Raw genomic sequence first — 12957 nt, forward strand, 5'->3', positions numbered from 1 at the left:
CTACGGGCGCAGCCCGCGCGGGTCGAGCGCGGCACGCAACCGGTCGCGCCACGGCCGCCGCCGGAGCCCCCGGCGGACCGCCGCCTCCGCCAGCCAAGCGCGTTCGGCCAGTTCCGGACCGGCGTGGGCACCCGACCACAGCGCGGTGTCCACCGCACCGGCCAGCGCCCGCACACCATCCACAGTGGACTGATCGGCCACCGCGGCGGTGGCGTCGGCCAGTTCCCGCACGGTCATCCCCGGCCGCACCGGAACCCGGTGCGGCCGCAGGCGGTCCCGCACCTCGGCCAAGGCACCGGCGATCGAACCGTTGCCGAGCGCACGGCGCCGCCGACGGCGCCGGAGCTGCTTGAGCAGCGGCACCCCGGTGAGCCAGCCGACCGGCAGCACCACCACCGGCGCCAGCAGCAGCGACCACGACGGCCCGCCACCACCGGTTTCCTCCGGCTCGTCCGGCGCGGCTCCTTCCTCGTCGTCGGAACCGGCGCCCTCCAGCGCTTCCGGCGGCGGCAGGCGGTCACGGGCCTTCGCGGTGACCTCACCGAGCCCCGCGCCGGTCCGGCTGCGCTGCGCGGTGCCGGTGGGATCGAGCGCCACCCAGCCGATGCCCGCCACCGCCACCTCCGGCCAGGCCAGCACGTCGGCGTTGCGCACCTGGTAGACCCCGTCCGGACCGGGCAGCGCGGGTGACTGGAACCCGACCACCAGCCGTGCCGGAATGCCCTCGATCCGCGCCAGCGCCACGTAGGCGGCGGCGAACTGCTCGCTGGTGCCCTGCTTGCTCTCCAGCAGGAAGTGCCGCAGCTGCGGCCAGGAGTGCCCGGTCGGCCGGTCCGGCCCGTTGACCACCCGGTAGTGCCGGCTCAGGTAGCGCTCCAGCTGCATGGCGGACTGGAACGAGGGCCGCTGCCCGCCGGTGGCCTGGTCGGCCAGTTCGCTGATGCCGGGTGGGATGACGCCGACCTCACCGAGGCCGCCGGGTGCGGTGGCGTCGATCGCCGCCTGCTCCAGGCTGGCCACGTCGACCTGCGGTTCCCACCAGCTCAGCTGGTAGGCGACCGGCGTGCCGGGGCCGAGCAGCGTGCCGCGGCCCTCGTCGACGAACGGATCGGCGCCGGTCACCGAGGCGGGCCACGCCTGGCTGGGCAACCACGGCCCGCCGAGGCCGGCCGTGCTGACCGACGCTTCCCGCCTGGTCACCGGCGCGGTCAAGCCGGGGCCGGGCGGGATCTGCAGGCCCAGCCGCCGGAACTCCCCGCTGGGCTTCCAGTTCACCCCGTCGAAGGCGTCCAGCACCGCCAGCGACCACCGGTCGACCGGACCGGGTGCGCTGTACCGGAACAACGGCACGTCCGGTTTGCCCAGCCGGGCCCCGATCTCGGCCAGCGGACTGGCCACCCTGGCCGGTGGCACCGGCGTGGTTTCCTCCTGCTTCAGCGAATACGCGACCCCGCCGACGGGGTCGAACAACGCCGCCGCGGACGCGCCACCGACCGCCACCACGACGAGCGCGACCACCGCCACCACCGCCGTCTTCGACCAGCGCGCGGCACCGGCCAGCGCGATCGCCGCGGCGGCGGTGTACCCGAGCGCACCCGGGACCGCCGACGTGCCCGGCGCCGCCAGGTACAGCTGGCTCAGGCACAGCACGGCCAGGCTGGGCAGCAACGCGAGCAACGGTTTGCGCGTGCGGTGCAGCAGTTCGAGGCCGAGCACCGCGGCCGCCAGCACGGCCAGCGGCACGAACAGGAACAACTGCACGTCCGGCCGGGCGGGCCAGGTGGACTGGAGCGCGAGCCGCCACGACTGGGTCAGCCCGGCGGACAGCGCGCCGAACGTCTCACCGGTGGGCAGCCCGGCGGCGGTGGTCGGGAACAACACGGCCTCGACCAGCCCCAGCAGCCCGGCCACCGCCACCAGCAACGGGCGCCACGGCACCAGGGAAGCCTGGCGCCCGGCCAGTTCCGCGACGGCGAACGCCAGCACGGTGACCACCAGGATCGGCACCAGCAGCGTGCCGAGGCCGAACACCGGCGCGAACAGCAGCCCGGCCACCGCACCGGCGAGCAGCACACCGAGGGTCTCCACGCGGGTCCTCACGCGACCACCGCGTTCCACCGCTGGAGCAGCCCCGCCGCCGACGGCCCTTCGAGCACCCGCGCCCCGGGCACCGCCGTCGACCGGGTGCCGAGGGAGAACACGCTGAGCACCGGGTAGAACGGCCGCAGCCGGGCCAGCGCCGCCGCTCCCGGGTCCCCGGTGGCGACCACCACGAGCGCCCCACCGCGGGAGCGGGCCAGCGAAAGCGCGGGCGGCACCAGCGGCACCGGCGCCGGTTCCGGTGCGGCCACGCACAGTTCGTCCAGCAACCGCCGCGCGCCCTGCGGCCCGTCCGAAGCGGACACGTCGACGCCGGACGGGGTGAGCAGGCGGCAGCGGTGACCGGACAACGCGGCGGCGTTCAGCATCGACGCCGCCACCTCGACGGCCTCCTCGAAACCGCGTTCCTGCCGGGTGTCCAGCAGCAGGGTGAGCCGGGGCTGGTCGGGGTCGGCGAACTCGCGGACCATCAGCCTGCCGGTGCGCGCGGTGGCCTTCCAGTGCAGGTGCCGCACCTCGTCACCGGGTACGTACTCACGCACCTCCCGCAGGTCCAGTGAGCCGTGCAGGGCGTCGTCGGCGGCTCGGCCCTCGTGGTGGTGCCGGGGCTGCCCGCCGGACACCGCCCGCACCGGGTGGCACCGCGGGTGCACCCACAGGGTCACGGACTTCCCGGTGGCCAGGCGGTTCCTGGCCAGGCCCAGCGGATCGGAGCGCTCCAGCACCAGCGGGCCCACCTCGAACCGGCCGCGTTGCTCGGTGGGCAGTTCGTAGTGGTAACCGGCCTGCGCGCCGGGGGCGAGCGCCCGCACGCCGACCGTGCGCACGCCGGAACCCACCCGGTCCCCGGCGGTGAACCCGGCCTGCCGCCGCGTGCCCTCGTTGCGCACCAGCAGGCGGGCGAGGGCCGGGCGGCCGCGTTCGACGCGGTCCGGGTAGACCTCCCGCGAGACCGTCACGCTGGGCTGGCGCCCCACCAGCAACGCGGCCACCAGCACCGCGCCGGCGCAGCTCCCGCCGAGCGCCCGCAGCATCGGGTGGCCCAGCAGGATCCCCGCGCCGAGCAGCACCGGGGCGAGCACGAGCACGGCCACCCCGCGCCGGGTCAGGCGCATCGGTCAGCGGCCCGCGTTGGCCGACGGAACCGGCACCGAGGCCAGGATCTCGTCGAGGATCTCCCCGGCACCGCGCTGGTTCAGCTCGGCGTCGGCGGTCAGCACCAGCCGGTGCGCGAGCACCGGCTCGGCCACGTCCTTGATGTCGTCGGGGGTGACGTAGAGGCGGCCGTCGGTGGCGGCGTAGGCCTGCGCGGCCCGCACCAGCGCGATGCTCCCCCGCGGGCTGGCGCCGTAGCGGACCGCCGCGTGCCCGCGGGTGGCCGCCGCCAGCCGGGCCGCGTATTCGACCACCGCGCGATCGATGTGCGAGGAGCGCACCTCCGCGATCGCCTGCCGCAGGCGGGCCAGGTCGACCACCGGCGGCAGCTCCTCGGGGCTGATGCCCGCGCAGTCGCTCATGATCACCAGGACCTCGGCGTCGAGATCGGGGTAGCCGACGGAGAGCCGCATCAGGAACCGGTCGAGCTGGGCTTCGGGCAGCCGGTAGGTGCCCTCCATCTCGATCGGGTTCTGCGTGGCCACCACCAGGAACGGGTGCGGCACCTCGTGCCGGACCGAATCCACCGTCGCGGTGCGCTCGGCCATCACCTCGAGCAGCGCCGACTGGGTCTTCGGGGTGCCGCGGTTGATCTCGTCGGCGAGCACCACGTTGGCGAAGATGCCGCCGCCGTGGAACTCGAACCGCTCGTCCTTCTGGTGGTAGACCATCACGCCGGTGATGTCGCCCGGCAGCAGGTCCGGGGTGAACTGGATGCGGTTGAAGGTGCCGCCGACGCTGCGTGCCAGGCAGCGGGCCAGGGTGGTCTTGCCCAGCCCCGGCACGTCCTCGACGAGCAGGTGGCCTTCGGCGAGCAACGCGGTGACCGCCAGGCGCACCACCTCGGGCTTGCCGCGGATCACCTGCTGCACGTTGCCCGCGATCAGCGCGTAGACCTCGGCCGACTTCGGCTGGGTCACTTCCCCTCCCCCTGCCAACGATTCCACCTGCCCGGCGAGAATAGGCCGTCCGGCCGGGGACCGGTCCCCCGATCGGTCCCGGTCAGTCACGCAGCACCGGCAGGCTCAGTTCGAAGATGGCGCCGCCCTCTTCGGCGTTGTACACGCCGAGCGTGCCGCCGTGGGCCTGGGCCACCCAGCTGACGATGGACAGGCCCAGCCCGGACGAACCGCCGCCGCCGGTGAACCGGTCGAACGCCTCCTCGGCCAGCGCGGCGTCGATGCCGGGACCGTGGTCGGCCACGGTGACCCGGCCACCGGCCACCGTGACGTGCACGATGGCGGGCTGGTCCGGCAGCTTCCCGTACCGCAGCGCGTTGTCCAGCAGGTTGCCGATGGCCCGTTGCAGCAGCGCCGGGTCGGCGGAGACCTTGGTGGCCGCCGCGGTGACGGTGACCCTGGCGCCGTCGTGCGGGGTCTCCTCGACCAGCGAGGTGACCAGCTGGTCCAGCCAGACCGGCTGGATGGCCAGCTGCTCCACCCCGGCCGCCAGCCGCGCCCGCACCAGCAGGCCGTCGATGATGCCGCCCATCCGGCCGGCCAGCCGGACCGTGCGCGGCAGCAGCTCGGCGTGCTGGTCGGGGTGCCGGACCGCGGTTTCGGCCAGCGCCCGCAGGGCGGCCACCGGCGTCCGCAGGTCGTGCGCGGTCTCGGCGAGCAGCACCTCCTGCTGTTCCAGCGCGGCGGCGGCGGGCCGGATCGCCCGGCCGGACAACACGTGCCCGGCCAGCGCGACCGCGGCGACCAGCACCACGCACCCGGCGACCACGCCGAGCACCAGGCGCTGGTGGGCGGCCTCGACCTGGGCGGTGTCCACCCAGGCGACGATCGCCCCGACGTTCTGCGCGAACTCGTTCCGCAGCGGCTCGGCCCGCACCCGCACCGCGCCGTCGTCGAAGTAGGTGGACAGCGCCAGGTTCTCGCTGACCGCCCGCGCGGCGAACCGGTCCAGCTCGGCCCGGTCCACTTCGACGCAGACCCGTGAGCTGTAGTACGGCGCGAACGGGGTCGCCGCACCGCCGGGCAGCACGGCGAACTGCGGGCACTGGTCGCTCAGCACGTCCTTGCCGATGTAGTCGGTGACGATTCCGTCGCCGTACTGGACCACGCGCGAGGCGGTGGAGGTGACGCGGTTCAGTTCGCCGTCCAGCCACTGCTCGCCGCGTGCGCGGTCGGACTCCAGGACGAGCCAGGCCAGCAGGACCAGCCCGGCCGCGTTGAGCGCGGTGAACAACGCGGTCAGCAGCAGGCGCAGGCGGCGCAGGCGCTCGGCGGAGACGCTCTTCACGAAGCCGCCAGCCGGTAGCCGTGCCCGCGCACGGTGTGGATCAGGTCGGGCTCACGCAGTTTGCGCCGCAGCCGCCGGACCACCACGTCGACCACGTTGGACATCGGATCGGCCTCGGCGTCCCAGCAGTGCTCCAGCAGTTCGGCCCGCGGCACCGCCTGGTCCGGCCGGGCCGCCAGGTACTCGAGCACGGCGAACTCCTTGCCGCTGAGGGTGAGCAGCACACCACCGCGGCGGACCTCGCGGCGGGCGCAGTCGACCTCGAGGTCGGCGTGCCGCAGCACCGACGGCCGCCCGGCGCCCGCGCGACGGCACAGCGCCAGCACCCGCGCGGTCAGCTCCCCCGGCGCGAACGGCTTGACCAGGTAGTCGTCACCGCCGTGGGCGAAGCCGTCGACGCGGTCGGCGAGCGTGTCGCGGGCGGTCAGGAACAACACCGGGACCGCCCAGCCGGCCTGGCGGCGCCGGTGCACGTGGGTGATCGCGTCGCCGTCGGGCAGCATCCGGTCGAACACGGCGCAGGCCAGCGGCCCGGCCAGGCGTCCGGCCGTGGCCAGGTCGGCGGCGGTGAGCACGTCGAGCCCGGCGGCCCGCAGCTCGGCCGAGACCGCCACCCGGAGGTCCTCGTCGTCCTCGACCACCATCACCCGCGCCTGGCCTGAAGCTGTCATCGAATCCTCATGTGTGCTGCTGGAAGGTGGGCCGCGGATCAACCGAACGAGGAGGTGCGGCTTGCTGTTCCGGGTGCTCGGACCGCTCGAGGCGCAGACGCCGGACGGGGCTGTGCTCGAGCTGGGGGCCAGGAAACCCACCAGGGTGCTGGCCACCCTGCTGCTGAACCCTAACGGCTGGACCAGCGTGGCTCAGCTGATCGGCGCGACCTGGCAGGAACAGGCCGCGCCCGCGTCGGCCGAAGCGAACCTGAAGACCTACATCTGGCAGCTGCGGCGAACCCTGCCGGGAGACCGGATCGAGAGCAGGCCGGGGGCCTACCGGCTGCGCGCCGAGCGCGGCGAACTCGACGCCGACCTGGTGGCCGCGGCGGTCCCGGCGGCTCACCGGGCGCTGGCCGACGGCGACGCCGAAACCGCGGCGAAGCTGTGCACCGGCGCGCTGGCCCACTGGCGCGGCCGTCCGTTCGACGGGGTCGAAACCGAGTTCGCCGAGCCGGTGCTCGCCCGGCTGGCGGAGCTCCGCGGTGAACTCCGGCTCTGCCTCGCCGACGCCTGGCTGGCCGGGGCCCGCTTCTCCGAAGCCATCGCGCTGCTGCGCGAACTGACCGACGAGGACCCGCTGCGGGAGGCCGCGTGGACCCGGCTGGTGCGGGCGCTGCACCGGGCGGGCAGGCGCGACGAGGCCGTCACCGCCTTCGGCCGGGCTCGCACCGTGTTGTCCGCGGAACTGGGCATCGAGCCGGGTCCCGAGCTGAACGCCGCGGTCGCCGAAGCGAGGGAACCCGGTGGCCGCCGCCGGTGCTGCGACCTGCCGCGGGACCTGCCGTCGCTGACCGGCCGCGAGGTCGACCTGGACACCCTGCGCACGCAGCGGCAGACCGGCGGCCCGGTGCCGGTGCTGGTGGTCGACGGCATGCCGGGGGTGGGCAAGACCGCGCTGGCGGTGCGGTTCGCGCACGAGGTCTCGACGGACTACCCCGACGCGCGGTTGTTCGTCGACCTGCGGGCACGGACCAGGCCGTTGTCCGCGGCCGAGGTGCTGGCCCGGCTCCTGCGCGCCTCGGGGGTGCCCGATTCGGCGATCCCCGCCGATCCGGACGAACGCGCCGCGTGCTGGCGGGGTGAACTGGCCGGGCGGCGGGTGCTGCTGGTGCTCGACGACGTGGCCGACGCGGCCCAGGTCGTCCCGCTGCTGCCGGGCACGGCCGGTTGCCTGGTGCTGGTGACCACCCGCAACCGCGCGCTGGCCGTCGAAGGGGGCCGCGGGCTGACGCTCGCGCCGCTGGACGCCTGGTCCGCGGCGGAGGTGTTCCGCACCGGCGTCGGGGACTGGCGCACGGATGCCGAACCCGCGGCGGTGGCGGAGGTCGTCGGGTTGTGCGGGGGCCTGCCCGCCGTGCTCCGCGCCGCCGCGGCCCGGCTGCGGTCGCGTCCGCTGTGGACGGTGGGCGGGCTGGCCCGCCGGCTGGCCGCCGACGGCCTGCCCGGCATGGCCGAACTGCTGGAGCCGTCCTACCGGCGGCTGGCCGAGCCGGAGCGGCGGTTGTTCGCCGGGTTCGGCCGGTACGCCGAACTGGACGTGCGGCTGGCCGCCGAGGTGGCGGGGCTGAGCCGAGGCGAAGCGGTGCGGGCGCTGGAGGCGCTGGCCGACCGGCACCTGCTCGACCCGCGGCCCGGCGAGGTCTACGCCTGCCACCCCGCGGTGCGGTCGGTGGCCGCCACCGGCCTGCCGGTGCGGGTGGCGTGATGGGGGTCGCCGTGCTGAATCGAGGACACCGGGAACTGTCCGCCCTGCTGGCCTCGGCCACGGCCGAGGTGCTGGTGATGAGCACCGGTTCGCTCGCGCTGGCCCGGCCGCGCGAGGTCGACCGGTACAACCTGCGCCGCGGCGTCGCCTACCGCGTGCTGTGCCCCGGCGAGTTCGCCCTGCCCGGCAACGCGGAGGTCCGCACCGCGCCGAGCGTGCCGTCGGACGCGCTCGTGGTGGACCGCGCCGTCGCCGTGCTCCCCGCCGAGCGCGGCGGTTTCGCGGCGTTCGAACTGCCCGGCGTGGTCGGCACCACGGTCGAGCTGTTCGAACGGATCTGGGCGGTTTCCGCGCCACGCGGGGAGGAACCGCCGTCGGACCGCGAACGCGAACTGCTGTCGCTGCTGGCGAAGGGAGTGACCGACGAATCGGCGGCGCTGCGGCTGGGGATCTCCGTGCGGACCGTGCGGCGGACGGCGGCGGACCTGATGCTGCGGCTCGGGGCGCGCAGCCGGTTCCAGGCGGGTGCGCGGGCGGCGGACCGCGGCTGGCTGCCCGCCGGGTCACCGGACCCGGTTCCCGTAGCATCGCTGGGTGCGTGTGCTGGTGGTCGAGGACGATGAGGACCTGCGGGCGGCGGTGGCGGGAGCCTTGCGGGGCACCGGGTTCGCCGTGGACGCGGCGGCCGACCTCCCGGCGGCGGACGAGGCGCTGTACGTCAACGCCTACGACTGCGCGGTGTTCGACCGGATGCTGCCCGCCGGTGACTCGCTGGCCTACGTGCGGGCGCGGCGGCGGGCGGGCTGGGCGGTCCCGGTCCTGTTCCTGACCGCGCTGGACGCGGTGGCCGAGCGGATCGCGGGCCTGCGCGACGGCGGGGACGACTACCTGGTCAAGCCGTTCGCCGTGCCGGAACTGGTGGCGCGGGTGGGCAGCCTGTGCCGCCGCGCGGGCACCGGCCCGCCGCCGGTGCTGCGGCGGGCCGACCTGGAGGTCGACCTCGGGCGGCGCGAGGTGCGCCGCGGCGGGGTGCTGCTCACGCTGACCCGCACCGAGTTCACCGTGCTGCGGCTGCTGCTCGCCGCGGACGGGCGGCCGGTGGCGCGCGGCGAGCTGATCCGGACGGCGTGGGACGAGATGGCCAGTCCGGCGTCGAACGTGCTGGACGTGGTGATCGCGCAACTGCGGCGCAAGCTGCGGAACCCGCCGCTGATCCACACCGTGCGCGGGGTGGGGTACCGGCTCGACCAGTAGAACAGGTGTTCGATCATCGTGTATGGTCGGGAGCATGGCCACAGAGCTGCAGGGTTCCCTGTTCGACACCGGGGCGGAGGTCGGCCTGCGCCCGCTCGGCGCCCTCGAGCGCACCACGCTGGGTGACGGCGCCTGGATCGACGTGCTGCCCGGCTGGCTCACCGGCGCGAGCGAGTTGTTCGAGCGCTTGGTGCACGAGGTGCCGTGGTACGGCGAGCAGCGGTGGATGTACGAGCGCATCGTCGACGTGCCGCGGTTGCTGTGCTTCTACGAGGAGTCGCAGCCGTTGCCGCACCCGGTGCTCACCGAGGCGCGCAAGCGGCTGAGCGCGCACTACGCGGCGGAACTCGGCGAGCCGTTCCGCACCGCGGGGCTGTGCTACTACCGGGACGGCCGGGACAGCGTCGCCTGGCACGGCGACACCATCGGCCGCGGCAGCAGTGAGGACACCATGGTCGCGATCGTCTCCGTCGGCGCGCCGCGGACGCTGGCCCTGCGGCCACGCAGCGGCGGCGAGCCGGTGAAACGCCCACTCGGCCACGGCGACCTGATCGTGATGGGTGGTTCGTGCCAGCGCACCTGGGAGCACGCCATCCCGAAGACGAGCAAACCGGTGGGACCGAGGATCAGCATCCAGTTCCGCCCGAGAGGAGTCCGCTGACCGCTTGACCCGCAGGCGCATTCCGGCCCAGGTGACCGCCAGAACCAGCAGGGCGGCCGCCACTCGCTTGGCTGGAGCGTGACGGCAGGGCCGCCCCAGCATCACGGCCAGGAACGGCTCCACGGAGTGGCGTTCGACGAGCCGGACAGCAATGCCAAGCACGCCGACGCCGACCCCGGCGGCGAGCAGGCCCGCCTCAGCCACGACCAACGAGCCACAGGTGACCGCCAAGACCAAGAGGGGCCGCCGCCCCGTGAGGTGACCGGAGAACAGCGCACCCCTGGACCCGTTGACCCGAGCGCCGCCGACTGGCAAATTAGAACACGTTCTACCAATGGCGGAGGAGCGTGGGCCGATGGCGAGCACGTACCAGCTGTCCCACCTGCGCACCCTCGAAGCCGAATCGGTGCACATCTTCCGTGAGGTGGCGGCCACCTTCGAGCGGCCGGTGCTGCTGTTCTCCGGCGGCAAGGACTCCGTGGTCATGCTGCACCTGGCCACCCGCGCGTTCTGGCCGGCCCCGCTGCCGTTCGGCGTGTTGCACGTGGACACCGGCCACAACTTCCCCGAGGTCCTCGAATACCGCGATCGCACGACGGCGGAGCTCGGCGTCCGGCTGACCGTGGCCAGGGTCCAGGACGACATCGACGCCGGGCGCGTGGCCGACGAGCCCAGCCGCAACCGGTTGCAGACCACCACCCTGCTGCGGGCGATCGGTGAGCACCGGTTCGACGCGGTGTTCGGCGGCGCCCGCCGCGACGAGGAGAAGGCCCGCGCGAAGGAGCGCGTGTTCAGCTTCCGCGACGAGTTCGGCCAGTGGGACCCCCGCAACCAGCGCCCCGAGCTGTGGAACCTCTACAACGGCAGGCACCGCCCCGGTGAGCACATCCGCGTGTTCCCGCTGTCCAACTGGACCGAACTGGACGTCTGGCAGTACATCGCCGACGAGCGGATCGAGCTGCCACCGCTGTACTACGCCCACCGGCGCACGGTTTTCCAGCGCGACGGCATGTTGCTCGCCGTCACCGAGCACCTGAGCCCGCGCCCGGACGAGCAGCCGCACGAAAAGCTGGTGCGCTTCCGCACGGTCGGCGACGCCACCTGCACCGGTTGCGTGGTGTCCACCGCCGCCACCCCCGAGGCGGTGGTCGCCGAAGTGGCCGCCAGCCGGGTCACCGAACGCGGTGCCACCCGCGCCGACGACCGGATCTCCGAGGCGGGCATGGAAGACCGCAAGCGGGAGGGGTACTTCTGATGGGCGAACTGCTCCGGATCGCCACCGCGGGCAGCGTGGACGACGGCAAGTCCACGCTCATCGGCCGGTTGCTGTTCGACTCCAAGGCGTTGTTCACCGACCAGCTCGCCGCGGTCGAACGCACCAGCCGCGAACGCGGTGAGGAGCAGCCCAACCTCGCCCTGCTCACCGACGGCCTGCGTGCGGAACGCGAGCAGGGCATCACCATCGACGTCGCGCACCGCTACTTCGCCACCCCACGCCGGAAGTTCATCATCGCCGACACCCCCGGCCACCTCCAGTACACGCGCAACATGGTCACCGGCGCCTCCACCGCCGACCTCGCGCTGATCCTCATCGACGCGCGCAAGGGCATCGTCGAACAGTCGCGGCGGCACGCGTTCCTGGCCTCCCTGCTGGGAATTCCGCACCTGGTGCTGTGTGTGAACAAAATGGACCTGGTGGGCTTCTCGCGCGAACGGTTCGACGAGCTGCGCACCGAATTCGGCCGGTTCGCCACCAAACTGGACGTGCACGACCTGACCTTCATCCCGCTGTCCGCGCTCACCGGTGACAACGTGGTGCACCGCGGCACGGCGATGCCGTGGTACGAGGGCACTTCGCTGCTGCACCAGCTGGAAGAGGTGCACGTCGCCTCCGACCGGAACCTGATCGACGCGCGGTTGCCGGTGCAGTACGTGATCCGGCGGCAGCAGGAGAGCGGCTACTTCCGCGGCTACGCGGGCACGGTCGCGGGCGGGGTGTTCAAGCCCGGCGACGAGGTGCTCGTGCTGCCCTCGCGCACGAAGACCACCATCACCGCGATCTGCGGGCCCGGCGGTGAACCGCTGGCCGAGGCGTTCCCACCGCAGGCGGTGACCGTGCAGCTCGACGGGCAGCTCGACGTCGGCCGCGGTGACCTGATCTGCCGCCCGCGCAACCAGCCGCACGTCAGCCAGGAGCTGGACGCGATGGTCTGCTGGCTGACCGAGCGCACCGACCTGGCCGAAGGCGGCAAGTACGTCATCCGGCACACCACCCGCGGTACCCGGGCGCTGGTGCGGTCGGTGGACTACCGGCTGGACATCACCACCCTGCACCGCGACGAAACCGCCGATTCCTTGGCGCTCAACGAGATCGGCCGGATCAGCCTGCGCACGCAGGAGCCGCTGTTCTTCGACGAGTACCGCCGCAACCGGGCCACCGGCGGGTTCATCCTGGTCGACGAGCAGTCCGGCGCCACCGTCGCGGCGGGCACCGTGCTCGGGCCGGGTGGCACCACCGGCGTGGTCTGGCAGGGCACCGCGGTGACCAGGGAGGACCGCGGCACGCGGGGCGCGACGATCTGGCTCACCGGGTTGTCCGGCTCCGGCAAGTCCACCGTGGCGGCCGAGGTGGAGCGGCGGCTGGTCGCCGACGGCCGTCCCGCCTACCTGCTCGACGGCGACAACCTGCGCACCGGGGTCAACGCCGGGCTCGGCTTCTGCGCCGCCGACCGCGTGGAGAACGTGCGGCGCACCGGCGAGGTGGCGAAGCTGTTCGCCGACGCCGGGGTGGTCGCGGTGGTATCGCTGATCAGCCCGTACCGCGCCGACCGGGCGAAGGTGCGGGCCGCGCACGAACTGGCCGGTCTGCCGTTCTTCGAGGTCCACGTCGACACCCCGCTGACCACCTGCGAGGACCGCGACCCCAAGGGCCTGTACGCCAAGGCCCGCGCGGGCCTGATCAGCGGGTTCACCGGGGTCGACGACCCGTACGAGGTCCCGGAGGCGCCGGAGCTGGTGCTGCGGCCCGAGGACGGCGACCCGGCGGCGATGGCCGCGCTGGTCCTCGCGCTGCTGGGATAACCAGCGGCTGTTCCCTTGCTATGTTCGACCGCAGGAGG

General features: G+C 73.9%; 11 protein-coding genes. 6 read left to right on the forward strand and 5 right to left on the reverse strand.

The features are described 5' to 3' along the window. From AC07EG_RS23985 to AC07EG_RS24005, 5 genes are all read right to left on the reverse strand, one after another. The gene (locus AC07EG_RS23985) at nucleotides 1-2100 is read right to left on the reverse strand and encodes a transglutaminase TgpA family protein (protein ID WP_478255399.1); all 2100 of its coding nucleotides are present in this window, start codon (nucleotides 2098-2100) and stop codon (nucleotides 1-3) included. After that, nucleotides 2097-3215 (reverse strand): DUF58 domain-containing protein, encoded by a 1119-nt coding sequence (locus AC07EG_RS23990; RefSeq protein WP_478255400.1) that lies wholly within the window; start codon nucleotides 3213-3215, stop codon nucleotides 2097-2099. The genes AC07EG_RS23985 and AC07EG_RS23990 overlap by 4 nt, the downstream gene beginning before the upstream one ends. A 3-nt stretch (nucleotides 3216-3218) precedes the next feature. Beyond that, nucleotides 3219-4175: an AAA family ATPase gene (locus AC07EG_RS23995; protein WP_478255401.1), complete on the reverse strand. Its 957-nt coding sequence runs from the start codon at nucleotides 4173-4175 to the stop codon at nucleotides 3219-3221. 82 nt (nucleotides 4176-4257) lie between these two features. Beyond that, nucleotides 4258-5502: a sensor histidine kinase gene (locus AC07EG_RS24000; RefSeq protein ID WP_478255402.1), complete on the reverse strand. Its 1245-nt coding sequence runs from the start codon at nucleotides 5500-5502 to the stop codon at nucleotides 4258-4260. Next, nucleotides 5499-6173, reverse strand: a complete 675-nt coding sequence (locus AC07EG_RS24005) for a winged helix-turn-helix domain-containing protein (protein WP_478255403.1) — start codon at nucleotides 6171-6173, stop codon at nucleotides 5499-5501. The genes AC07EG_RS24000 and AC07EG_RS24005 overlap by 4 nt, the downstream gene beginning before the upstream one ends. A 61-nt stretch (nucleotides 6174-6234) precedes the next feature. Here AC07EG_RS24005 and AC07EG_RS24010 point away from each other — a divergent pair, with 61 nt between their 5' ends. From AC07EG_RS24010 to cysC, 6 genes are all read left to right on the forward strand, one after another. Beyond that, nucleotides 6235-7923, forward strand: coding sequence for an AfsR/SARP family transcriptional regulator (locus AC07EG_RS24010; RefSeq protein ID WP_478255404.1), 1689 nt, complete (start codon nucleotides 6235-6237; stop codon nucleotides 7921-7923). 11 nt (nucleotides 7924-7934) lie between these two features. Then, nucleotides 7935-8546, forward strand: a complete 612-nt coding sequence (locus AC07EG_RS24015) for a helix-turn-helix transcriptional regulator (RefSeq protein WP_478255405.1) — start codon at nucleotides 7935-7937, stop codon at nucleotides 8544-8546. Then, the gene (locus AC07EG_RS24020) at nucleotides 8518-9177 is read left to right on the forward strand and encodes a response regulator transcription factor (protein WP_478255406.1); all 660 of its coding nucleotides are present in this window, start codon (nucleotides 8518-8520) and stop codon (nucleotides 9175-9177) included. Before AC07EG_RS24015 ends, AC07EG_RS24020 begins: the two co-directional genes overlap by 29 nt. A 34-nt stretch (nucleotides 9178-9211) precedes the next feature. Beyond that, the gene (locus AC07EG_RS24025; RefSeq protein ID WP_478255407.1) at nucleotides 9212-9838 is read left to right on the forward strand and encodes an alpha-ketoglutarate-dependent dioxygenase AlkB; all 627 of its coding nucleotides are present in this window, start codon (nucleotides 9212-9214) and stop codon (nucleotides 9836-9838) included. A gap of 334 nt (nucleotides 9839-10172) precedes the next feature. After that, the gene (gene cysD / locus AC07EG_RS24030) at nucleotides 10173-11093 is read left to right on the forward strand and encodes a sulfate adenylyltransferase subunit CysD (protein ID WP_478255408.1); all 921 of its coding nucleotides are present in this window, start codon (nucleotides 10173-10175) and stop codon (nucleotides 11091-11093) included. Further along, on the forward strand, nucleotides 11093-12919 hold the full coding sequence (gene cysC, locus AC07EG_RS24035; RefSeq protein WP_478255409.1) for an adenylyl-sulfate kinase: 1827 nt from the start codon (nucleotides 11093-11095) through the stop codon (nucleotides 12917-12919). Before cysD ends, cysC begins: the two co-directional genes overlap by 1 nt. Nucleotides 12920-12957: the final 38 nt, after the last annotated feature.

The sequence above is a fragment of the Amycolatopsis sp. NPDC045836 genome, from assembly GCF_056431745.1.